This window comes from Sphaerospermopsis kisseleviana CS-549 (genome assembly GCF_028329225.1).
Classification (GTDB): Bacteria; Cyanobacteriota; Cyanobacteriia; order Cyanobacteriales; family Nostocaceae; genus Sphaerospermopsis; species Sphaerospermopsis kisseleviana.
Genome location: NZ_JAQMTI010000043.1, coordinates 17,091 through 41,568, shown reverse-complemented (window position 1 = coordinate 41,568; position 24,478 = coordinate 17,091). Strand labels below are relative to the sequence as shown.

The window sequence follows — 24,478 nt, the reverse complement described above, 5'->3', positions numbered from 1 at the left end:
TTGAGTTGGGTTTTGAATCCTAGTAGCATACAGTGATTTTACTGTAATTCTGTCACAAAGCAAAAGATGACAGGAAATTTTCAGTAAATGTGAGTATTTGTTAGTATTGGTTAAGAAAACAGTAACTAGCTACTAACCCTAACTTTAGCGTTAAGCTTAGTTAGGGAAAAATTTTAGATGAATTATTGCGCTAGTTTACCGAAAATACTTGAAGTTTTGCGGTCCTGTATAACCAGTAATTTTGGCAAGTTCGTTTAAATTTTGTACACCACTATAGATTTGACCATTAATCACCCAAGAAGGGAAACCTTGAATTTTTGCAGCTTGACACAATGCTGGCTTACCTTTAGGACTGTCTGCTGCACACTCCACAGTTATATTATCGTCGATAATCTTATAAGCTTCTTTACCAAAGAGCAGCTTTTGTTCGTGGCAATGAGGACACCAATAAGCTACATATTCCTTAGCGCCTACTTTGACTAAATGTTCTGCTAAAGCAATTTCTGACTCTCCCGAAGTTGTAGTAATTTCCCAACCAAATGCAGGGTTAGGATTTTCCTTGGGAGCAAAGGCCGAAATTCGCTGAGGACCATCCGCATCTCCTACAGTGCCATCGGCATTAATACCAGAATAAACTCCCAAGGTGGCAATTAGCGTCACCATCCCGACAATAATAGCGGTAAAGAAGATTTGTCCGATATCTTCCCAATCACGTCCTAAAATCGTGAGGGTAAGCATACTCAAAGCAAACAAAGCCGAAGCGATGCAGTACCAACATAAAGCTTTGAGTTCAAATGCCAGGACATACATTAAATATGCACTAAATACAGTCATGGCGATCGCTCCCACCAACAGCAACCACCAAGTCAGCAATTCTATTTGTTTAGCGTTTTTGATCTTGTCTTTTTCCCCTGATTTTAATGCTAAGGGAGCTAAAGCCAATACGAACATACCCACGTATACCAGCAAGCCAAACAAAGCTAAAGGTTGACCAAAAACAGTCCCCCAAGGGCTAGAAAGTACATCAGCACAACCTTTTACAGCTTCAGGAGTAGTACAAAGAGGACTACCTCCGGTGAGCTTTTCAAAGGTGAGATAACCTGTATTCAGAATACCAAATCCGGCGATCGCCCCAATTAACGGACGCGACCATTTATGAATCCAAGGAGTAGAACGACGACGAATCATAATTGGTGATTGGTGATTGGTAATTGGTGATTGGTGATTGGTGATTGGTGATTGGTGATTGGTGATTGGTGATTGGTGATTGGTGATTGGTGATTGGTGATTGGGAAAATACAAATAATTTCCCCCTGCTCCCTGCTCCCTGCTCACCTGCTTCTTCCCAGTCCCCAGTCCCTAAGAATGTAACTTGACTGAGGAACTTGATTTAGTTTCACCTTTAGAATTCCAAGTGCGATGAGCAGCTTCCACAAATTGACTGACGCGAATTGGATCAATGGGTTGGGAAATTTGCCCGTGACGTTTTAAAGAACTGGAAACAATCACACCATCAGCAGCTTGCATTAGCGTACCCACATTTTCCCAATCAGCACCGCTACCGATAAAAACTGGTGTACCAGCAGCCGCACCACTAGCTAATTCTAGATCCTCTAAATTGGGAGGGCTACCAGTTGCCCAACCTGATAAAATTACCCCATCTGCTAAACCTCTTTCTATTGTGTCTTTCACAGCCACAGTCAGGTTAGGAGAACTTAAAGGACGGGCGTGTTTAACTAGCACATCAGCCAAAATTTTGACATCAGAACCTAATTCTCTACGATAGCGTAGTAATTCATGTGCCTCCCCTTCAATTAATCCTTGGTCAGTGGCCATTACCCCTGTGAGGACATTAACCCGGATAAATTGGGCTTTTACACAACTGGCGATCGCCATTGCACTTTTGCCATCATTTCTTAAAACATTTAAACCCACAGGTAAAGTTACTAAATTCTGTATCCGCTGTACTACCACCGTCATAGCACTGACAACAGCGGGATCAACTTGATTTTTAGTAAAAGGAGCATCAAAAAAATTTTCTACAATTAAGCCGTCTACCCCTCCACTGGCAAGGGCTGTAGCTTCTTGTTCAGCACGGTCAATTACCGCTTTCAGGCTACCTCCCCAACGGGCTGAGGTAGGTAAGGGTAGCAGATGAACTACGCCAATAATCGGTTTGCAAGTTTTGAATAGTTGATATAAGTCCACGTCTTTAATTTGAAGATGGCATTGTTCAGAGTTGAAAAATTAGTATTTAGCTATCAGTAATCAGTAATCAGCTAAATGATACCAATAACAAAGATTCAAAATTTTGAATTGGCTACAAATTACGCCAATACAAAAAAGCCAACTATTGCTCAAGTCCTGTCATTCTCTGTATTTCATCTCCAGACTGAAAGCTGAAAGCTGATAGCTGAAGGCTGATAGCTGATTGCTATACTGATATGCTTTGGCGTGTTATTCAGGATTTAATAAATCTCCTCATGCTGAAGATGTAAATTGTCGTTAAACCTTTCATAAGATATGTTAAGATAAAATATGGCTACAAGAGGAGTTTGCCACTCACAAGACGCAAGGCCGCTTCCCGTTGTTTAGGTTGATAGCTGTCAGCACATTACAGCACTAGCCTGAAGGTAGGGCAGCAATACTGCTTTATGGGCTTAGTCGCGTTAGCGATTTCCCGGAGGGTAGCGACTTCTCACCAACAGCCCTTTGGGCGGCTTCCCGATGGGTAAATTAACAACGCACACGCTGGGGTAATGTAAAATACCATTAAGCGAATCGTTAAAAAATATTAACAGTGTCTAAACTACCCAAAGACACCTAAATTTACCCTGGGAAACAAAATAACAAAGACATCATAGCATAACCACTATCATGAACCATGAATAGGGTTATATTTCAATGGGCATTTGCTGACAGTGGCGAATAGTCACTGTAAAATCCTAGTTATGGTGCGGGAAAAAGCACCTAGTTTAATGTTTGTAATGTTTGAAGAAAAGAGAAAAAAATTGAAGATTTTTTCAAAATATGGGTGACAAGCCAACGATTGCGATTTCACACCTGGGCTGCGAGAAAAACCGAATAGATACAGAACATATGTTAGGGCTGTTGGTAGAAGCAGGTTATGGTGTAGATTCAAATGAAGAGTTAGCAGATTATGTAATAGTAAATACCTGTAGTTTTATCGAAGCTGCCAGGGAAGAATCAGTAAGAACATTAGTAGAACTGGCAGAAGCCAATAAAAAAGTAGTGATTACTGGTTGCATGGCGCAACATTTTCAAGAACAATTATTGGAAGAGTTGCCAGAAGCAGTAGCGGTAGTTGGCACAGGAGATTATCACAAAATAGTCAATGTGATTGAGCGAGTAGAACAGGGAGAGCGAGTTAAACAAATTAGCTCCGAACCCACCTACATAGCTGATGAAACCACACCACGCTACAGGACAACAACCGAAGGAGTAGCATACCTGAGAGTTGCCGAAGGATGTGATTATCGTTGTGCATTTTGTATAATTCCTCATTTGAGAGGAAACCAGCGATCGCGTACAATTGAATCAATAGTAGCCGAAGCAGAGCAGCTGGCAGCGCAAGGGGTACAAGAGATAATTCTCATTTCCCAAATCACCACTAACTATGGATTAGATATTTACGGTAAACCAAAGTTAGCGGAACTCATTCGTGCCTTGGGGAAAGTAGATATACCCTGGGTGAGAATGCACTATGCTTATCCTACGGGACTAAGCCCAGATGTAATTGCGGCAATTCAAGAAACATCTAATTTCCTACCTTATCTAGATTTGCCGTTACAGCATTCTCATCCAGAGATACTTCGCGCCATGAATCGTCCTTGGCAGGGTAGAGTCAATGACGGAATTATTGAGCGCATCAAAACCGCCTTACCATCAGCAGTGCTGCGAACGACATTGATAGTTGGTTTTCCTGGAGAGACAGAGGAACATTTTCAGCATTTACTAGAGTTTACAGAACGACATGAATTTGATCATGTTGGTGTGTTCACCTTTTCTCCAGAAGAAGGAACACCAGCTTATAACCTACCCAATCAATTACCACAAGAATTGATGGTAGAACGACGCGATCAAATCATGGCATTACAACAACCTATTTCTCTCCGTAAAAATCAGGAGGAAGTCGGGAAAATAGTTGATGTCCTGATTGAGCAAGAAAACCCCGGAAGTGGAGAGTTAATTGGCCGTTCCGCCAGATTTTCCCCAGAAGTTGATGGTCAAGTCTATGTTACAGGCGAAGCCAGACTAGGAACAATCGTACCAGTCAAAATCACCAGTGCTGATGCCTACGACCTCTATGGTGAGGTGGTGAATGGTGAAAAATTTTAGATTTTAGATTTTAGATTTTAGATTTTAGATTGCAGTCAATTTAGGATAATCCAAAATCCAAAATCCAAAATCCAAAATTGAATTACCCATTACCTAACTTACAAAATATACCAATTCTCTAAAATTCGGCGACTGATTAAAGTCCTCAAACCCAGATTCGGTCGGACTGCCATAATTATAAATTATGAATTACGTATCCCTAACCGGACCGAAGGAAATATTACGAATTGGTATTAAGTATTCGGCTTACAAGTCCAAAATTCACAATAAAGAAAATCTAGGAGAATTAATGAATCTTACCTTTCAAGAACTAGGCATTTCCCAAGAGCGTGTTGAACAATTAGAAAAAATCGGCTTCACCGCACCTACCAACATTCAAATGCAAGCGATTCCCCAACTTTTGGCGGGTCGTGATGTAGTGGGTCAATCCCAAACAGGTACAGGGAAAACGGCTGCTTTTTCTTTGCCCATGTTGGAAAAATTGGATGTAAGTAAAAGAGCAGTACAAGCCTTAGTTTTAACACCGACTCGTGAATTGGCGATGCAGGTTCATGATGCCATTTCCCAGTTTATGGGTGATGATGGTTTGCGTGTTTTGGCTATCTATGGTGGTCAGTCTATTGACCGACAAATGATGCAGCTAAAACGTGGTGTTCATGTAGTTGTCGGTACACCAGGACGGGTAATAGACTTGTTGGAACGTGGTAGTTTAAAGCTCGACCAAGTGAAATGGTTTGTTTTAGATGAAGCCGATGAAATGTTGAGCATGGGTTTTATTGATGATGTCATCAAAATATTGTCCCAAGCTCCCGAAGATCGGCAAACGGCTTTATTCTCGGCAACTATGCCCCCATCTATTCGCCAGTTGGTGAATAAGTTTTTAAACTCTCCGGTGACTGTCACCGTTGAGCAACCAAAAGCTGCACCCAATAAAATCAACCAAGTAGCTTACCTAATTCCTCGACACTGGACAAAGGCTAAAGCTTTGCAACCTATTTTGGAAATGGAAGATCCAGACACAGCTTTAATCTTTGTCCGCACCAGACGCACAGCCGCAGAATTGACCAATCAATTGCAAGCTGCTGGTCACAGTGTAGATGAATATCATGGTGATTTATCCCAACAAGCACGGGAAAGATTATTAACTCGTTTCCGTAATGCCCAAGTACGCTGGGTGGTAGCTACTGATATTGCGGCACGGGGTTTAGATGTGGATCTGCTTTCCCACGTGATTAACTTTGACTTGCCTGATAGTGTAGAAACCTACCTGCACCGGATCGGCAGAACTGGTCGCGCTGGTAAAGAAGGTACTGCGATTTCTTTGGTACAACCATTTGAACGTCGTAAGCAACAGGCATTTGAACGCCATAACCGTCAAAGCTGGCAGGTGTTAACAATTCCTACCAGAGCGCAAATTGAAGCTCGACACATTCAGAAATTGAAAGATCAGGTTTCTGAAGCTTTAGCAGGTGAACGGTTGGCTTCATTCTTGCCCATTATTAGCGAATTGACTGAAAAATATGATGCTCAGGCGATCGCAGCAGCAGCTTTACAACTGGCTTACGATCAAACCCGTCCCGCTTGGTTGCAAAATGGTGTAGATGTTCCTGATGAAGAACCTACTCCCAAACCCAAACTCAACAAACGTCGTGATGGCGATCGCTCAGAACGCAATTTTGGCGGTGACTACAACGAGCGTTCTGGAGGTAATCGTGGACGTTCCTGGTCTAAGTCTGACAGAAATGGCGATGAAGGAAGGCCTACACCCAAACCCAAATTACGGAAGGAACGCCAAGAACGCTATGACCGTCATGAGTCTCCTGTTTTACCAGGTAATCAAAAACAGGTGTAGGTGATTGGTGATTGGTGATTGGGGACTGGTGATTGGTGATTGGTGATTGGTGACTGGGAAAATACAAATAATTTCTCCCTGCTCCCCATCTGCCCACCTCCCCATCACAGTTAATAAAGTTCAATTTTTCCAGGGTTGAGTAATTTGATCTATTTCGTCAAACTCATCCTTGGTCATGTTCCAACCTAAAGCGCCAACGTTCTGTTTTACTTGTTCGGGGTTTTTGACTCCCGCAATGGGTATCACGTTCCCCTGGGCAATTAACCAGTTAAGGGCTACTTGGGCAGGGGTACGATCATATTTATTACCGATTTTTTGCAATAAAGATAAAACTGGGGCAATTTTATTTAAACCATCTTGACTAAATCGCGGGTCTATGCTTCTAGCACCTGTGGGTTTATAAGAGGTGGTGTATTTACCTGTTAATAATCCCTGAGCTAAGGGACTATAAGCTAATATTGTTACACCTAATTCACGGGCTGTCTGTAAAATCTCGTTGCTTTCAATTTGCCTTGTTAACAGAGAATAACGCACCTGGTTAACTGCTAGGGGTATTCCCCTTGCGGATAATATTTTGTGTACATTTCTCATTTCTGAGGCAGAATAATTACTGACACCTATTGCCCCAATTCTTCCCTTCTGTACCTCATCTGCTAAAGTGTTCATCAAAGTTTCTTGAGAGAGAAAGAATGTAAATGGCCAGTGAACTTGGTATAATTCTATTCTTTCTAATTGGAGACGTTTTAGACTTTCTGTTAACGCTTCAGAAACAGATTTTCCGTCCCAACGCCAAGGTAAAGGACCGAATTTAGTAGCAATTTGTACTTTTTGGGATGTTTGTTTGATGAACTTGCCTAAAAACTGTTCTGAAAGTCCTAAACCGTAAACTTCCGCAGTATCAAAGAAAGTGACACCTGCATCTACAGCAGTAGTAAAAGCTGCTTGCAGTTGTTCTTCTCCGTAATTATCCCCATAGTTCCAAAAAAGTTTATCACCCCAAGCCCAAGTTCCTAAACATAAAGGGGGAACGGTTAAGCCAGTTTTACCTAATGCGATCGCTTCCATTTTGCTAAAATAGATTATATTTACATTTCTTTACAGTTTTAGTTTAACGTTTTCTTTTAACCTGGGAAGTGAAGCGGTGACGCATAGGTCATAAGAGAATGAACCGCAAAGGACGCAAAGGACGCGAAGTTAAGAGGGTTTAAGAGATATTTTGGGTAAGTCCTGAAAAATTTGCTCGTTTGCATCATTTATGCTGTCTGACGCACCCTACAATATAGATGATTAAATTCTGTGAACAATAGAAGCAAATAGTTATGGCAGGTGATATGTTCGATACTTCTCAAGACTCTTTAGCTGTACCCAAGGTCAACATACCGACTATGTTTAGGTTAGGGTTTTTTCAGATGGGGTTGAGTATGATGTCTATTTTGACTCTGGGGGTACTCAACCGAGTCATGATTCAAGAAATCGCCATTCCGGCGACAATAGTAGCTATAGTGTTAGCTATACCTGCTTTTGTCTCTCCGACGCGAATTTTATTTGGACAGATATCTGATGCTAAACCGTTGTTGGGTTATCATCGTACAGCTTATGTGTGGATCGGGGCGGCAATATTTGCGATCGCTGCTTTTTTAGCAGTACAAGTAATTTGGCAGTTAAACGCTATCAGTGGTGATAGTTGGGTGTGGACAACTCAAGCGATCGCTTGGACAGGAGTTTTAGGTTTAGTTTTTGCTATTTATGGTTTAGCAATTTGTGTTAGTGGTACTGCATTTGCCGCATTATTAGTAGATATTTCCGAAGAAGATAACCGTTCCCAAGTTGTTGGTATTGTCTGGTCAATGCTAATGGTTGGTATTGTTGTAGGAGCAATTGTTAGTTCTAGTTTATTAAAACAATTGGATGGAAATGCACCTTTAGAGACTTTACAATCTGCCATTAATAGATTATTTCTAATTGTTCCTAGTGTAGTATTTCTTTTCTCTATTATTTCTACTGTAGGTGTAGAAAAAAAATATTCTCGCTTTTATCAACGTTCCACACCAGGAAACCGAGAAGATAGCATTAGTTTAGGTGCAGCTTGGTCAATATTAACAGCTAGTCCGCAAACAGGTTTGTTTTTTACCTTTTTATTGGTAATGACAATTAGTTTATTTATGCAAGATCCAATTTTAGAACCTTATGCGGGTGAAGTGTTTAAAATGCCTTTGGCTGAAAGTACCAAACTTAATGTTTTTTATGGTACGGGAATTTTAATAGCTTATGGTGTAACTGGCTTTTTCATTGTGCCACGTATAGGTAAACGCAAAACAATTAAACTAGGCTGTATTTTAGTAGCTTTTTCCGCTTTATTATTAGGATTTTCCGGGTTTTCTGGTAATGCCAACTTTTTAAAATTTGGTTTAGTAATATTTGGTTTATCTACCGGTTTTGTCACCACTGGCGCAGTCAGTTTAATGTTAGATTTAACAGTAGCAGAAGCCGCAGGTACTTTTATCGGTGCATGGGGATTAGCACAATCTATATCTAGAGGAATAGCTGTAGTCATTGGTGGTACTGTTTTAGATATTGGTCGCAATTTGTTTACTAATAATTTAGTATTAGCTTATGGTATGGTTTTTGTTTTAGAAGCTTTGGGAATGATCATTTCTCTGTCGTTTTTAAACCGGGTAAATGTGACAGAATTTCAAACAAACACCAAACAAGCTTTAGCTTCGGTTTTAGAAAGTGATTTAGATTAGGTGATTGGTGACTGGGGAGCATCCCAAATGTGTAAATTTATTTTTATCTAGGGAAATAAAATGCTCCAAGACTTGATATGATTGAACCGCAAAGGACGCAAATGACACAAAGGTAAGAGATTGTCAGAGATTTTTTAGTGTTGCTGCGTTTATTTTGTCAAAATTGGGATGCTCCCGGTGACTGGTGACTAGTGACTGGTGATGAGGTATAATTAGCCAATGACTAATGACCAATAAATAATTACGAATTACGAATTACGAATTAAACATGAATGATTTTTGGAATACGATTTTAGATTTTTCCCAAACTATTACAAGCAGAGTGGGAAAACAATTAATGCAGGATTTTGGTAAAGTTCAAGCATCTCAAAAAGCTGATGGAACTTTAGTTACTCAAGCTGATAAATGGGCGGATCAAGAAATTAGAGATGCTATAGCTTCTACTTTTTCAGGTTATGGAATTTTAAGTGAAGAAAGTGATAAAACTTTTCCTGATACAGAATGGTGTTGGGTAATTGATCCTTTGGATGGGACAACAAATTTTACCAGGGGTATTCCTATCTGGGCAATTTCTTTAGGTTTACTTTATCAAGGTACGCCCATTTTCGGTTATGTTCATGTACCACCATTAAATCAAACCTTTCATGGTTTTTGGGCTGGTTCATCAGGCTTGCAAACGCCAACAGGAGCATTTTTAAATAACCATCCTATCCACACCAGTAAGGATGATCCGAGTGGAAATCATTTTTTTAATCTTTGTTCTCGCAGTACGGGAATTATTCAACCGGGTTTTCCTTGTAAGTTGCGGATGTTAGGAGTTGCAAGTTATAACTTTTTAACTGTTGCGACTGGTGCGGTTTTGGGAGGTGTGGAAGCGACTCCCAAAGTTTGGGATATTGCAGGTGCTTGGGTAATTTTACAAGCTGCTGGTGGTTGTTGGATATCTTTGAAAGATCAACCTTTTCCATTAATAGCAGGTGTTGATTATAGTAATATTTCTTTTCCGACAATGGTTGTCAGTGATCCAAGGGTGGAATCTGTGTTTACACCATTTCTTAAAGGTGTTAAATTGTAGTATTAGCAGGACTTACGCAACACAAAACGAAAGTAGGGGTAATTCATGAATTACCCCTACATAAGAATCAGATTTTTAGTTAAATTTTACCTAAGTTCTAATCAGAAATAACGAACCACAGAGACACAGAGAAAACAGAGAAATGAAGATTTGAAATAATAAAATAAAAAAGGTGGGTGCTATGGCTAAAATGAAGATTTTGCAAGAAGATCAATCTTATACTTTTCGGTCTTATTTTGAGTTACCTTATGAAGCCGATGATATTTTAGCTGAATTTAATTTTACTCTAATTAAAGCGCACCTATCTTTACCACAAACCAAGCAGGAATTTCAAGAATTACCAGCACTCAAACAAAGAATAGAGGATATTTTACCTTTTGTTAGTTTGAGTAATGAAACTGCAAGAAGGGAAACTTTAGTATCTCCAATTTTATTAGAGGTAATTCGTTATTGTCATTGTCAAATGCGAATTGAATACCCTCTTGCTGTTAATAATAAATTAAACGGGAATTTTGATTATCTTTTACGGTTAAATAATAATTTCTTGGTTATAGAAGCTAAAAATGATGATTTGACTAGAGGTTTTACGCAATTAGCTGTGGAATTAATTGCATTATCTCAAATTCAGGAAAAGAGTATTTTGTATGGTGCTGTGACTATTGGTAATGTTTGGCAATTTGGTAAAATCGATAGTAGTCAACAACAAATAACCCAAGATATTAATTTGTTTAAAGTTCCTGGAGATGTAGATATTTTGGTTAGTTCAATTATCGGTATTTTACAATGAATAAATAACTAATTACCAATTACCAATTACCAATTACCAATTACCTATTACCAAATTATGAAAGCACTTTGGTTAGAAAATCAAGAATTACAATTAAAAACGGATATTCCCATTCCCCAACCCCCAAAGGGAGAAGCTTTAGTAAAGGTTGTACGTGCAGGTATTTGTAACACTGACTTAGAATTACTCAAAGGTTATTATCCCTATGCAGGTATTTTAGGTCATGAATTTGTAGGAATTGTAGAAAAAGGTTCAGAACATTTAATAAATAAAAGAGTTGTTGGTGAAATAAACGCTGCTTGTGGTTATTGTCGGTTTTGTCTGCGGGGAGAACCTACCCACTGTGAAAATCGCACGGTTTTAGGTATTGTGAATAGAAATGGTGCGTTTGCTGAATATCTGTGTTTACCTGAGAAAAACCTGCATCTTGTGCCAGAAAATGTTTCTACAGATGCAGCAACTTTTACTGAACCTATTGCAGCAGCTTTAGAAATTCAAGAACAGGTAAAAATCACTCCAGATGATAGAGTTTTAGTTGTAGGAGATGGAAAATTAGGACAATTAATAGCGCAAACTTTAGCGTTAATTGGTTGTGATTTATTCGTAGTTGGAAGACACAAAGATAAATTACAAAATTTAGAAAATAGGGGAATCAAAACAGGTTTAGTTGATGATATAAAAGATAGAAGTTTTGATATTTCTGTAGATTGTACAGGAAATCCTGAAGGTTTTGCTACTGCACGTCGCGCTTTACGTCCTAGAGGTACGCTAGTTTTAAAAAGTACCTACGCTGGTGATTTAAGTGTGGATATGTCTTCATTAGTGGTAGATGAAATCACCCTGATCGGTTCTCGTTGTGGTCCCTTTTCTCCAGCATTGGAATTATTAGCAACAAATCAGATAGATGTTACATATTTGATTCAAGCAAATTATCCATTGAGTGAAGGTTTAGCTGCTTTTGCAAAAGCACAAACTAAGGGAGTTTTAAAGGTGTTGTTAGAGATGAATTAGTTGATAATTGATAATTGATAATTGACAATTGATAATTATGTTGTTCAAGTTTTAAATCGTCAATTATCCAATGTTAATTTTCTATTAGACCTCTCCGAAAAAGAATGTAGAGACGTTGCATACAAATTCTCTACAAGGGTTCTGGAAACCGCATATTTAATTTCTGGAGATGTCTATTGTTGAAGGAAAATCTCACATTGATTCTGCACCTTTGGTAACTAAACGTTTAAATAAAGCTGCTGACGAACCAGTTTCTCTTAATACAGCAGTTGTTGCAACATCTATATATGATTGTTCAATAAATGCTAGGTCAATCATGCAAATTTTACCTAAAGCATCTTTTAATTCCTCGGATTTTTCTTGTGCTTTGAGTTTTTTTCCATCCTTTAAACTTTATCAAGTTATCCAATAAATACGTACAAATACGTACTTTACAAACAGATAGGTTTTTAAGTAGCCTTTACTGTCTGGTTGTAATTTATCTGGTTGTAATTTAACTGACAAAGTTGAGGAAGTTGTGAAAATGGCAAAAATTGTTACAAATATTTTTAGTGTATCTGGGAAAAATAACCTGCTGATTGTCTAATATTTTTCAGAATCAAAATTTTTATGGGGTTGATGATCTTTACAACCTATTGCTTCTTCTGTATTCGCAATATAAGGATTTACAGTACATTTAAGACGATAATTATTAGTAAAAAATTGGCAATTATGACAGGGAATTTGGTGCATTTTTTTGGCTGTTTTTACAGTTTCTTTTGTCGCTGTCCATAAATTCAACAACATCATAATTATGGTAGTCCAAGCGACGACAAAACAAATGGGAATTAAAAATGGCTGTATCCCATGAATGAGAAAAGATACAAAATTTAACATGGCAATAGTCAATACAAGTGAGGAGTTAGGAACTAATATAACTCCTAACTCCTCATTGATCACTTCTTGCTAAAGATATATTAAAGTGACTGGGGACTGGGGACTGGGGACTGGGGACTGGGGATAATATTAACTCTTGCCTTTTGCCTTCTGTTCCCTGTTCCCTGTTCCCTGCTAACTGTTAAATTCCTGCGTGTCCTAATGCTAAACCTGTAACTAGCATTCCGAATACTAGGAAAGGTTGGGCGCTGGCTTGGTATTTGACATCATTTGCTATAGGATCACGTAAGAAATACATATCCTGAAAAGTGATTTGGGGAATGATTAATAATACCAAAATTGCGGCGTACAAGTTCTCATGGATGCTGACGAGATAACCTGCAACTAAACCTTGGAATAAGTCAATCATGACTACACAAATTAAGGCCGCAGTTTGGACACCAAACATAACTGGTAGGGATTTTAAACCAAGTTGGCGATCGCCTTCTACACTTTTGAAATCATTAACAACCGCAATTCCCAAACCTGCCAAACTATAAAATAAGGTGAGAACTACAATTTTCCAATTTAACTCACCAAATAAAGCATGACCCGCCCACCAAGGTAATGCAATATAACTTGCACCTAAAGCATAATTTCCTAACCAACCATTTTGTTTTAATTTTAATGGTGGTGCAGAATAAATGTAGGCAATAAAAGAACCAAAAACCGACAATCCTAAAATATTAGGAAATGGATGACCTGCCCATAAATCTAAAGTGTAGGCTACACCATATCCTAATAATAGTAAAAGCACAAATTGGGTAACTACTTGTTTTTCGGAAATTGCCCCCGATGGAATAGGGCGGTAAGGTTCATTAATAGCGTCTATTTCCCGATCATAATAATCATTAATGGTTTGGGTATAACCAGTTAATAATGGACCAGAAAGCAACATACAAAGGGCTGCTTTTAGGACATTTTCCAAAGTCCAAGTATAGTTACCGGAAGACGCTGCACCACAAACAACACCCCAAATTAAGGGAATCCAGGTAATAGGTTTCATCAACTGTAAACGGATTTTCCAGATTGATGTTTCTCCTGGTGCTGCACCTTTCATTCCCAAAAGTTGACGAGTTTTCGCATTACGATCTTCTTTATTTGTAGCTTCCTGAATTGTTGTTTCTACAACCTCAGTTGGTTGAGAATTTTGATTTATCGGAGTTGATTCAGACATAAGATGTAATGGGTGATTGGTGATTGGTGATTGGTGATTGGTGATTGGTGATTGGTGATTGGGAAGAAGAAGAGTTATTACCCAGTCCCTAGTCACCAGTCCCCAGTCACCAGTCCCTAAAAAGAAATAATCAAATAACTATTTTGAAACTTTGCCCCGGTAACAGGTTTACCACTGAGGGCAGGGGGTAAGAAGATATTACGGCGATGATCTCCGGCTTCTATTGTGACTTCTGGACCCGATTGAGTGAGTTTGACTTGTTTTTTGTCAAAACCTGGTAAAAATAGCCGTACTTGGCGATTATGTACGTCTATTTCAATTGGTTTGGGTGCTTTTAATGCTTGCTCGACAAAGTTAGGTAAAGCATCTATCAAAGGTTGCCATTCACTGTTGGATACATCAGGAACTATGCTGATAGGTAGGGGTGAAAATTCTGCTGATAGATTGGTGCTTTGATCAGCAGATACTAAAATTGCGCCACCAATAGTTAAACCAACTTGTTGGGCAGTACCCCAAAGATAACGGGAACTGACCACATCTATGGGATCTGGGGTTGTGACTAAAAATGCGGCAACTCGCTGAGGATCACCTAAAGCTGCTTTACCTTGATCAAGAAAATTATTAACTTGGTTAGTGGGTAGGGAGAAGTTATCAGCCGTCCAGTTAACATTAAATAAACTGGTAATCAGGGGTTGAATGAGGGGTGATTCAGAAATTGCTTTACCTAGATCGGAGTTGGCAAACAATTGTCTAAATCTTCGCACGTACCAGCTAAGAGATTCGGGCATTCCCAACATCCGCAAGGTGGCAGCGTCTCCAGCACCATCATAGATAATCGCGTCATATTTGCCACTGGCATCATATTCACGAATCGCATTGAGAGCAAGGGCGTTATCCATGCCTGGTAACACTACCAGTTCTTGTCCATAGACCTCTTTTAAAATTGGTGTACGGAGATATTGCGCTTCTAGTTTTTTTACTTCTTCCCAGTTGCGTTCTAGCAGTACAGATGCTTGAAACTGTACTGCTTGCAAGTTGGGAGCGATTTCTTGGGGGTCAGGAGAGAGAGTAGTTTCCAGTAAAATTGGCAACGTTGGTTCTGCTAATCCTGCTAAAAGTACCCGTTTGCCTTGGCTTGCCAATAGCTTGGCTGCGGCGATCGCAATTTTACTGCGAGCGATGCCGTTTTTGCCTAAAAATGTCAGTATCAAGGCCATTACGTGATTTCCAATTACCGCCTATTTGTTCAACTCCAACTTAGCACTTAAATAAAACAGCTAATCTACCTATATGGCTTTAATTTCATCCTCAAAGAACCAAGTGGAGGTATTGTCATCAAATTTGACTACAACACCAATACCAGCACCATCTGTAACTTTGTAACCTTCTATCACACCTACTTTACCTAGTTTTTGAGCGATAGGAGCAGATACGCGATCGCGCAAACGAACTACTTTAACCTTTTGTCCGATTTCCATGTCTAGTTAGAATCCAATAATCCAAATCTCAGTGTACCGGAATCTGCGACTTAGTTGGCAGTTAAGCTTTCAGAAATGTTACTTTGATAGTTATCTGATTTAACATTTGTGTATGTTTAAATATATTTATTTATTTTATACTTCAACCATATATATATAATCATGTTATAAATTCTAGATAAATCCTAAAATGAGTGACAATAAAATTACCCAATTACCGTGAAAACAGATACCATTTTCTATAGCTTATTTCAAGAATTTCCGAGCATTTTCTTTGAATTAATTAACAAATCTCCCACAGAAGCAGTTGCTTATGAATTTACATCCCGTGAAGTCAAACAACTAGCTTTTCGGTTGGATGGATTATTTTTACCAACTACCAAAGATGCCAAAAAACCATTTTATGTAGTGGAAGTACAATTTCAACCAGACGATGATTTATATTATCGGCTATTTGCAGAACTTTGCCTCTACTTAAAACAATACAAACCGCCCCATCCTTGGCAGGTTGTCATTATCTATCCTAATCTATCCTAGTCGTACCATAGAAAGAGAACAGCCTGTACAATTTGGTGAAATCTTGCTATTGGAGCGAGTCAAACGCATTTACTTAGATGAGTTAGGAGAAACTTCTTTAGGGGTAGGAGTTGTTAAACTAGTAATAGAAACAGAACAGACAGCACCAGAATTAGCAAAACAGTTAATTGCCCAAGCCAACCAACAAATTAATGATACCACCAGTAAACGGGATCTGATCAAACTAATTGAGACAATTATCGTCTATAAATTACCCCAAAAAAGCCGCGAGGAGATAGAAGCCATGTTAGGGTTAAGTGATTTAAAACAAACCAGAGTTTATCAAGAAGCATTAGCAGAGGGAAGACAGGAAGGTAAACAAGAAGGGATAACGGAAGCAACCAAAAAATTAGCTTTAAAGTTATTAAGAATTGGCATGAGTTTAGAGCAAATTGCTGAAGTTACAGAATTATCTTTGGCACAAGTTCAAGATTTAGAACGAGAACTTTAAGAGTTTTACTGCTTACTAAATAATTAATTTTCTGAGGGTGTATTCAATGAATACGCCCTGATGAGGTAATAAAAAATGTATCAAAATCATCCACCTTCACCCAAAGAAACCATGCCCACAATGTATGATTTACCTAGTGAATTAATAGGAGAATCAGGGTTGCCGGACGAATTTCATTGTATACAAGCGGATTTACTGACAGAAACTTGTCAACCGACCAATTATCAAACCTCAGAAATTTTACTAGCTAGTGACTTAAATCTATATTATGATCCACGTCATCCTAGTTGGTATAAACGCCCTGATTGGTATATGGTACTGGGAGTTACCAATACTAAACAACAGGAAGATTTACGTTTAAGTTATGTAGTTTGGCAAGAAGGAATTGATCCGTTTTTGGTAGTAGAATTACTCTCACCAGGAACAGAACAAGAAGACTTAGGACAAACTCTCAGAGAAGTGAATAAACCGCCCACAAAATGGGAAGTATATCAACAAATTTTGCGTATCCCTTACTATGTGATTTATGATAGGTATGAAAATAATTTCCGTAGTTTTAAACTCAATGGTACTTGATATGAACCTGTCAATTTATCAGATAACCATTTTTGGTTAGAAGAAATAAAAATGGGTTTAGGTTTATGGCAAGGAAATTATCAAAATACAGAGGGTTTATGGTTACGTTGGTATAACAATAATGGTTGGTTGCCAACATTAGCAGAAAAAGCAGAAAGTGAACGCCAACGGGCAGATAAATTAGCAGAAAAATTGCGCTCTTTGGGAATAGATCCTGATACCTTATAATCAACGAACAATACCAAATTATCAACCTAAAATCTATGGCCTTAACCGCACAAGAAATAGAAGCATTAATGCCAGATTGCACTGAACTACTTAGCGATGAACCAGAAATGGAAAGCTCCTTACACTATACACAACTATTAATATTAGTAACTTGTTTAGAATGGTTGTGGAGAGATAGAGAAGATTTTTTCATTGGTGCAAATCTCACCATTTACTATAGCCGACAACAGTTAAAAAATCGAGACTTTAGAGGACCCGACTTTTTTCTTGTAAAAAATACTGAAAAACGTCCTCGTGCTTCCTGGGTAATATGGGAAGAAAACGGCAAATATCCCAATTTAATCATTGAATTACTTTCTGATTCTACAGCCAAAGTAGACAAGGGTTTGAAAAAACAGTTATATGCAAATCAATTTCACACACCTGAATATTTTTGGTTTTCACCTACGACATTAGAATTAGTGGGTTGGCGATTAGCAGGAAGTGAATATGAAAAAATCAACCCTTCTGAAAATGGCTGGTATTGGAGTCAAGAATTAGGATTGTATTTAGGAATTTGGGAAAATAAATTGAGGTATTTTAGCGTTGAAGGAAAATTAATACCCACACCTGAAGAGGCGAATTTAGAAGAAATTAGAAAAGTTGAAATTGAGCGTCAAAGAGCAGATAAAGCTGAGAATAAAGCTGCTATTTTAGCTCAAAAGCTCAGAGAATTAGGTATAGAACCTGATAGTTTGTAATGAAAGTAATCTTTCTCAGTAAATACAGCAGATTGCAGATCAATGAGGTACAGAATCAAAATTGAAACCTATACACAAAGCCTGTTTCACTCCTGACTCCTGACTTCTGCTGTATATCCCTGACTTTTCCAAGGAGTTGGGGATATTTGGTATAAATACTATTCCTATGGTTCATGAAAAGCTAATTCTGACAAATTGGCTAAAATTAATGCTGACAATCCTATAAAATGCCCGAATATCTTGGCTGTGGTGTGTAGTGGTATTTGAGGATGATCCTATCTATCAAAGACAATTTCACAAAATTGCAAGTCCAGCGTTATTGGGAACTGCTGCAAGTTTTAGTATCCCGAACTTTAAAAGTGCGTTATCGGGGTTCATTCCTTGGTGTTTATTGGTCACTTTTGAACCCATTAATAATGACAGGTTTATACACGGCAATTTTTGGCGTTACTTTTGCATCATATTATGGTAACTCGATCATCAACTATGTCTTAGCAGCATTTACAGGTTTAGTAGTAATTAATTTTTTCTCAGCTTCCACATCTCAAGCGTTGGTGAGTGTAGTTAATAATGGCGCATTATTGAATAAAATTCAGTTACCAGTTAGTGTTTTTCCTGTATCAATGATTGCGTCTAATATATTTCAGTTTTGTGTTGGAGCATTTCCTTTACTAGCATTAATGACTTTAGTTAATGCCAAAAATTTGGTAAATTGTCTAGCGTTAGTATTTCCATTTATAGCATTAATTTTAGTTTCTACAGGAATCGGATTTTTAGTAAGTGCTTTATACGTATTTTTTAGAGATTTACCTTACTTTTACGAATTAATTGTATTTGTTCTGTGGATAAGTAGCCCTGTGTTTTATCCAGCAGCTATTGTACCAAATCAAGTAAAACCATTTTTAAGCTTGAATCCCTTATCACCAATAATTGAAAGTTTGCGTCAAATTACATTATCAGGAACATTGCCAGATTTAGGTTTAATTTGGGGTGCTTTATTGAGTGGTATAATTATTTTATCCTTGGGATTGACTTGTTTTCATATTTGGCGACATCAGTTTATGGATTTATTGTAATGGATTTATTGTAATGGAAGTAATTCGCCTAGATCAAGTGTCACTGTGGAGACGAACACAAGAAGAATTTTCTTACGATTTGAAAAAAACGTTGCTTTCTATCGTAGAAGGTAAATATCGCCAACCTGCCAAAAAATTAGTTTTAAATAATATTGATTTAGTAGTTAATAAAGGAGAAAAACTAGGAATTATTGGTGCGAATGGTTCTGGAAAATCCACACTTTTAAAAATAATTTCGGGTATTCTTAAACCCACAGAGGGAAAAGTGAGAGGTAAAGGAAAAATTGCCCCTTTAATTGAATTAGGAGCAGGTTTTGATCCAGAAATTTCAGTTATGGACAATATTTTACTTTATGGTGTGTTACTGGGATTTTCTAGGATGGAAATGAAAAAAAGAGCGCATTCAATTTTAGAATTTGCAGAATTACAAGATTATGCTTTAGTTCCAGTGAAAGGTTTATCTTCCGGTATGGTAGCAAGATTAGGTTTTGCTATTGCTACAGATGTGCAACCGGATATTTTAATTTTGGATGAAGTTTTATCAGTAGGTGATGAAAGATTTAAGCATAAATGTCAGCAAAGAATTGAAAAATTTTGGGATGCAGATGCAACGGTTTTAGTAGTATCCCATGATTTAGGTTTTATGAAACAGTCTTGTCAAAGAATAATTTGGTTAGACAAAGGAAAAATCAATTTTATAGGTAGTGCGGAACGTGCAGTAGAGTCTTATCTTGCTGGTAAAGTTATTCCAGAATAAATTTAAGTCTACTGATCAGAGTTATTTATCAGGGTGAGTAAGTAGATTTGTATTTGTAATATAGAGCAGATATCATATCAATAAGGATTTTAGGAGATATTAGATATTTTGAAGCACAAGGAAAAACAAGATTTATGCAATTAAATTTTGCAATATGAACTCATTTTTGACCATCGCTACCAAATAATATTACATCATTACTAGGAGGTGTAATGTATAAATTTTTTGATAGTGAAATAAATAAAACCTAGAATCAAAAATAACATAAGAAGCAACAAAATTTAGTGTTAAATAACTATCCAGTATTGCCAGACATAAATAATTGAAGACTTAGGTATAAAAAATAGCATAATCTGGTGAAATAATGTGAAATAAATTTATTTACTCAAGGGAAAAAGCTATTTTTCAAAATCCACAACAACTCAACTATACATTAACATCGTATAAAATATTAACCAAAAATGCACCATTAACAAGAGATATGAATACAGAAACCAGAGTTGGGAATTAAGTGATTATTCTGTTGGCATTTCAACTTATGGTTTGGCATAACAGTTACTGAAGATTTTTTATTAAGCAACATAAAACAAAGGTCGAGTAAAAATAAACTATGGTTAACCAACTAGAATCACCAGCTATCCTTCACCGTACTCCAAAAGATATAAAAGATATATGTAATAATCATCTGCAAAATATAATTTTTCCTAGAACTGATATTTGTACTGTTGAAGAATTATTTTTTAGAAGTAATTCTCAAGTTTTATTTAACCAAGTTGTATTTAACTATGAAAATCAGATACTAGAGCTAAATCAAGGTGGTATTGTTAGTTTTGACACCTATTTTAATGCTTTTTATGTGGATAGCTGGAAAGAATATACCCAGGTTAGAAATATAAGTGCTAGTGTCAAATTAAAAGGAACTTTTAAAATTAGTGTTTACAATATTGACAGATTAGGTGAGACTAAAACTGTATTATCACAGAAGATTATCAAAAATAACGAAATTGAAGAAATCAAAGTTTTAGAAAACTTCGATATATCCACATCTACAGGAATGATCTACCTGAAAATAGAAGCATTAGAAAATTTGTGTCAAATTAGCGGTGGGTATTTTTCAACTTTGACAGAACCTGTTACCGACGTAAAAATTGCAGTTGTCATTTGTACTTACAAAAGGGAAAACTATGTTTATAAAAACATAAAATTATTGGAAAAATACTTATTAAAACCAAGTATTTTTGAAAACAAATTAGAAGTATTTATTATTGACAACGGCAAGACTTTAGAGAAATTTGATAATGATTTAATTCATGTTATACCCAATAAAAATGCCGGAGGAAGCGGTGGTTTTGCTAGAGGAATGCTGGAAGTTTTAAAACAGCAACATAATCAGGAGAATGAATTTTCACATATTATCCTGATGGATGATGATATTCTCTTTGATCCAGAAATATTAGAGAGAGTCTGGAACTTTTTGACATTTTCTAATCAGAAAGATGTCTGTCTTGGTAGCAGTATGTTGAGATTAGATAAAAAATATATACAGCATGAAAAAGGAGCTTATTGGAATAGAAATCAAGGTTTTATTCCTGTTAAACCTAATATGGATTTGAGAAAATTAAAAGAAACTTTATTTAATGAGGTAGATGAATATATTGATTATGCTGGGTGGTGGTTTTTCTGCTTTCCAGTCGATGCTATCAAAGATTATGGTTTACCATATCCTTTCTTTATTAAAATAGATGATGTGGAATTTTGCCGCAGAATCGGTAAAAAAATTATAATTTTGAATGGTATATGTGTTTGGCATGAACCATTTGAAAATAAGAAAAATCCATCCATTGAATACTATTTTTTCAGAAATAGTCTGATTTATCATAGTTTGTACTTTCACAAAGAGTTCAGCAGTATCAAGGCAATTAAATGGTTTTTGAAACCATTATTAAAAGAATTATTCTGTTATAGATATGAAACTGCTGAAAGCATTATTAAAGCTACTGTTGACTTTCTCCAAGGTCCTGATGTTCTAGTTGCTAAAAACCCAGAAGAAAATCATCAAGAGGTTTGTCAGTCTACAGAAAAAACAACTAAAAATCCAGATTTACCATTTGTGTACAAAAAATATCTAGAAAGTAGAGAAAAGAGTGAAAACAAGTTACATAGATTTTTCAGACTTTTAACTCTTAATGGTCATCTTTTACCAAATTGGTTTTTCTTTGCAGATGACACATTAAACGATAAAGGATATTGTATTGTCCCCGCTAGTAATAGTAGACCTTTAAATGCTTTTAGAACTAAAAAGGTTTTGTATTATAATTTGCAAATGCAGGAAGGATTTGTAGTCAAATTTTCCAGAACTAAGTTTTTTAAAGTGCTAATAAATGCACTATGGGTATCCTTGTTAATGTTCATCAAATTACCAAAATTGAAAACTTTATATATCGACTCATTCCTTGAATTTACCAGTCAAGCTTTCTGGGAAAAGTATTTAGAAATAGAAACAAAATAATCAAATTAACTATCACAAGATTATGTACCCTACAATGTTTGATTTTTTGATTGTTGGTGCTGGGTTTGCAGGTTGTACCCTAGCGAATTGTATAGCTACGCGCTTAGATCGCAAAGTTTTAGTGATTGATACCCGCAATCATATTGGAGGTAATGCGTTTGATTTTTACGACAATGCGGGAGTATTGATTCATAAATATGGAGCGCACATTTTCCATACAAATAGTAAAAAAATTATTGATTACCTTTCACAATTTACCCAATGGCGAGTTTATCAGCATGAAGTTTTAGCTAAAGTGGATGGTGATTTATACCCAATTCCTATCAACCTTAATACTATTAACAAACTGTATGGCTTAAATCTCAATAGTCAAGAAATTGCAGAATTTTATGAGCAAGTTAAAGAAAAATATGACAGAATCGAAAACTCAGAACAAGCTGTAGTTGGCAAAGTAGGAACTGATTTATATGAGAAATTCTTTAAAAATTACACTTATAAACAGTGGAATTTGTGGCCTCATGAATTAGATGGTTCAGTGTGCGCTCGTATTCCTGTGAGAACTAATAAAGATAACCGATATTTCGGTGATAAGTATCAACTTATGCCACTATATGGTTTTACAAAAATGTTTGAAAAAATGTTGGAACATCCCAACATTAAAATTATGCTTAATACCAGTTTTCAAGATGTAGAAAAATGGTTGAAGTTTGACCATTTAATTTATACTGGACCCATCGATCAATTTTTTGATTATAAATTTGGTAAACTTCCCTATCGCTCATTGCGTTTTGAATTTGAAACTCATGATATTGAATATTTCCAACCTGTTGCTGTTGTCAACTATCCCAATGATTATGATTTTACAAGGATAGTAGAATCTAAACATATTACTGGACAAAAACATCCAAAAACCACTATTTATTATGAATATCCACAAGCAGAAGGAGATCCATATTATCCTGTTCCCCGTCCTAAAAATCGGGAATTATTTCAACAGTATAAAAATGCAGCAGATAAGCTGGAAACAGTAACATTTGTTGGCAGATTAGCACAATATCAATATTACAACATGGATCAAGTTATTGCTGCTGCTCTCACAGTTTTTGAAAATAAAATTAGTCAAATTTATTAGATATCTTATTAGATATCTATTAGATATCTATTAGAGATTATTACTAGGTTGCATCCACACTTCACTGACCTTAACTTACATTTAATTAACAATAATCAGAGGTAAAATATCGTGATATATACAGCATTTACACAAATAGTACCTAAATCTATTCGTGTATTTATTCGTGATCGAAATATAGGTTTAAAAAAGTTAATTAGTTCCTATGAACAGCTAAAAGTCGAATCCAAAAAGATCAAAAAAATCTATAAAATTATCAAGACACAATATCAAAATATAGCTGCGGGAAATAAACCTGAAAATCTACCAGATATCATGAATCAAAAAGCCATTGAACATGATTTCAATAAGGGTAGAGTTGTCATTCAATCAATTTTAGCAGCAGACAAAGAACAATTAAAAAATAGAAATTTTTTGTTAGAAAAAATCAAAGATTATGGTTGTGCATATCAAGGATGGAATCTTTATTCTCCTTATCAACAATATCTGAATGCTTCTGATTATGGACCATTACAAATCCCTACTGAATTTGCAGATTTTTTAATTTATTGCATTCAAAAACAACCAAGTTCTTTTTTAGAAATTGGGGTAATGTATGGAGGATTTTCTGTTTTTTGTTGTGCGGTTTTATCTAAGTTCAACAAAAGCTTTAAGTATACCTGTGTAGATATAGAAGACAACTTTAGAGACTGGGATTATTTTTCATCTATTTTACCATTAGAAAAAGCCATTCCTGCTACATCTGCTGATTTTATCGGTAAAGAATTTGATGTTGTTTATATTGATGCAGATCATTCCTATCATGGCATGAAAAGAGACTTTTTTAATGTAGGTCGTTATGCAAAAATTTGTGCTTTTCATGATATTAACGCCTCGGAATATGATCACTTAGATGGTGGTACTAGAAGATGTTGGAATGAAATGAAATTATCATACTCTCAGTCATATTCAATTTGGGAAATTAGTCATATTGCTGAAGAATGGATGGGTATTGGAATTATTGATTTTAATAAATGATTTATGCAATAATCT

At 36.5% G+C, this 24,478-nt stretch carries 20 protein-coding genes and 3 pseudogenes; 14 read left to right on the top strand and 9 right to left on the bottom strand.

Annotation, left to right across the window (positions count from 1 at the left end):
- Positions 1 to 195: 195 nt before the first annotated feature.
- Both PN497_RS03320 and btpA read right to left on the bottom strand, forming a co-directional pair.
- Positions 196 to 1,188 (bottom strand): vitamin K epoxide reductase family protein, encoded by a 993-nt coding sequence (locus tag PN497_RS03320; protein WP_096567882.1) that lies wholly within the window; start codon positions 1,186 to 1,188, stop codon positions 196 to 198.
- A 171-nt stretch (positions 1,189 to 1,359) separates the two neighbouring features.
- Positions 1,360 to 2,208 (bottom strand): photosystem I biogenesis protein BtpA, encoded by an 849-nt coding sequence (gene btpA, locus PN497_RS03315; protein ID WP_096567886.1) that lies wholly within the window; start codon positions 2,206 to 2,208, stop codon positions 1,360 to 1,362.
- A gap of 822 nt (positions 2,209 to 3,030) precedes the next feature.
- On the opposite strand from btpA, the gene rimO reads away from it, so the two are divergent.
- The gene (gene rimO, locus PN497_RS03310; protein ID WP_096567888.1) at positions 3,031 to 4,359 is read left to right on the top strand and encodes a 30S ribosomal protein S12 methylthiotransferase RimO; all 1,329 of its coding nucleotides are present in this window, start codon (positions 3,031 to 3,033) and stop codon (positions 4,357 to 4,359) included.
- Positions 4,360 to 4,648: 289 nt separating this feature from the next.
- On the top strand, positions 4,649 to 6,211 hold the full coding sequence (locus tag PN497_RS03305) for a DEAD/DEAH box helicase (protein WP_096572669.1): 1,563 nt from the start codon (positions 4,649 to 4,651) through the stop codon (positions 6,209 to 6,211).
- Here the strand turns inward: PN497_RS03305 and PN497_RS03300 are convergent.
- Positions 6,185 to 6,319 (bottom strand): hypothetical protein, encoded by a 135-nt coding sequence (locus PN497_RS03300; protein WP_272109595.1) that lies wholly within the window; start codon positions 6,317 to 6,319, stop codon positions 6,185 to 6,187. The two genes, PN497_RS03305 and PN497_RS03300, sit on opposite strands and share 27 nt — an antisense overlap.
- A 12-nt stretch (positions 6,320 to 6,331) precedes the next feature.
- Positions 6,332 to 7,276, bottom strand: coding sequence for an aldo/keto reductase (locus PN497_RS03295; RefSeq protein WP_096567890.1), 945 nt, complete (start codon positions 7,274 to 7,276; stop codon positions 6,332 to 6,334).
- Between the two features lie 254 nt (positions 7,277 to 7,530).
- Here PN497_RS03295 and PN497_RS03290 point away from each other — a divergent pair, with 254 nt between their 5' ends.
- The 4 genes from PN497_RS03290 (at position 7,531) to PN497_RS03275 (ending at position 11,831) form a co-directional block, all read left to right on the top strand.
- Positions 7,531 to 8,958, top strand: coding sequence for a BCD family MFS transporter (locus tag PN497_RS03290; RefSeq protein ID WP_096567892.1), 1,428 nt, complete (start codon positions 7,531 to 7,533; stop codon positions 8,956 to 8,958).
- A gap of 268 nt (positions 8,959 to 9,226) precedes the next feature.
- Positions 9,227 to 10,033, top strand: coding sequence for an inositol monophosphatase family protein (locus PN497_RS03285; protein ID WP_096567894.1), 807 nt, complete (start codon positions 9,227 to 9,229; stop codon positions 10,031 to 10,033).
- Between the two features lie 181 nt (positions 10,034 to 10,214).
- Positions 10,215 to 10,820: a hypothetical protein gene (locus PN497_RS03280; protein WP_096572670.1), complete on the top strand. Its 606-nt coding sequence runs from the start codon at positions 10,215 to 10,217 to the stop codon at positions 10,818 to 10,820.
- Between the two features lie 57 nt (positions 10,821 to 10,877).
- Entirely contained in the window at positions 10,878 to 11,831 is a 954-nt protein-coding gene (locus tag PN497_RS03275; RefSeq protein WP_096567896.1) for an MDR/zinc-dependent alcohol dehydrogenase-like family protein, read from the top strand.
- A gap of 192 nt (positions 11,832 to 12,023) precedes the next feature.
- Here PN497_RS03275 and PN497_RS03270 read toward each other — a convergent pair.
- From PN497_RS03270 to petP, 5 genes and pseudogenes are all read right to left on the bottom strand, one after another.
- A pseudogene (locus PN497_RS03270) lies at positions 12,024 to 12,212 on the bottom strand (protoglobin domain-containing protein); the annotation flags it as partial.
- 201 nt (positions 12,213 to 12,413) lie between these two features.
- Positions 12,414 to 12,707 (bottom strand): hypothetical protein, encoded by a 294-nt coding sequence (locus PN497_RS03265; RefSeq protein WP_096567898.1) that lies wholly within the window; start codon positions 12,705 to 12,707, stop codon positions 12,414 to 12,416.
- A gap of 181 nt (positions 12,708 to 12,888) precedes the next feature.
- Positions 12,889 to 13,923 carry a chlorophyll synthase ChlG gene (gene chlG, locus PN497_RS03260; RefSeq protein WP_096567900.1) on the bottom strand — a complete coding sequence of 345 codons (1,035 nt, stop codon included), beginning with the start codon at positions 13,921 to 13,923 and terminating at the stop codon, positions 12,889 to 12,891.
- A gap of 116 nt (positions 13,924 to 14,039) precedes the next feature.
- Positions 14,040 to 15,140, bottom strand: a complete 1,101-nt coding sequence (locus PN497_RS03255; RefSeq protein ID WP_096567902.1) for a Get3/ArsA fold putative tail anchor-mediating ATPase NosAFP — start codon at positions 15,138 to 15,140, stop codon at positions 14,040 to 14,042.
- 69 nt (positions 15,141 to 15,209) lie between these two features.
- Positions 15,210 to 15,401, bottom strand: coding sequence for a cytochrome b6f subunit PetP (gene petP / locus PN497_RS03250; RefSeq protein WP_096567904.1), 192 nt, complete (start codon positions 15,399 to 15,401; stop codon positions 15,210 to 15,212).
- A 219-nt stretch (positions 15,402 to 15,620) separates the two neighbouring features.
- Between petP and PN497_RS03245 the strand changes: the two are divergent.
- From PN497_RS03245 to PN497_RS03210, 8 genes and pseudogenes are all read left to right on the top strand, one after another.
- Positions 15,621 to 16,428: pseudogene (locus tag PN497_RS03245) on the top strand (Rpn family recombination-promoting nuclease/putative transposase).
- 75 nt (positions 16,429 to 16,503) lie between these two features.
- Positions 16,504 to 17,232 (top strand): annotated as a pseudogene (locus PN497_RS03240) (Uma2 family endonuclease).
- 35 nt (positions 17,233 to 17,267) lie between these two features.
- Positions 17,268 to 17,972 (top strand): Uma2 family endonuclease, encoded by a 705-nt coding sequence (locus PN497_RS03235; protein ID WP_096567906.1) that lies wholly within the window; start codon positions 17,268 to 17,270, stop codon positions 17,970 to 17,972.
- Between the two features lie 269 nt (positions 17,973 to 18,241).
- Positions 18,242 to 19,048, top strand: a complete 807-nt coding sequence (locus PN497_RS03230; protein WP_096567908.1) for an ABC transporter permease — start codon at positions 18,242 to 18,244, stop codon at positions 19,046 to 19,048.
- Positions 19,049 to 19,061: 13 nt separating this feature from the next.
- Positions 19,062 to 19,805 (top strand): ABC transporter ATP-binding protein, encoded by a 744-nt coding sequence (locus PN497_RS03225; protein WP_096567910.1) that lies wholly within the window; start codon positions 19,062 to 19,064, stop codon positions 19,803 to 19,805.
- A 610-nt stretch (positions 19,806 to 20,415) separates the two neighbouring features.
- The gene (locus PN497_RS03220) at positions 20,416 to 22,314 is read left to right on the top strand and encodes a glycosyltransferase (protein WP_096567912.1); all 1,899 of its coding nucleotides are present in this window, start codon (positions 20,416 to 20,418) and stop codon (positions 22,312 to 22,314) included.
- 22 nt (positions 22,315 to 22,336) lie between these two features.
- Positions 22,337 to 23,446, top strand: a complete 1,110-nt coding sequence (glf, locus tag PN497_RS03215) for a UDP-galactopyranose mutase (protein WP_096567914.1) — start codon at positions 22,337 to 22,339, stop codon at positions 23,444 to 23,446.
- A gap of 111 nt (positions 23,447 to 23,557) precedes the next feature.
- Positions 23,558 to 24,463, top strand: a complete 906-nt coding sequence (locus tag PN497_RS03210) for a class I SAM-dependent methyltransferase (RefSeq protein WP_096567916.1) — start codon at positions 23,558 to 23,560, stop codon at positions 24,461 to 24,463.
- The last annotated feature ends 15 nt before the right edge of the window (positions 24,464 to 24,478 follow it).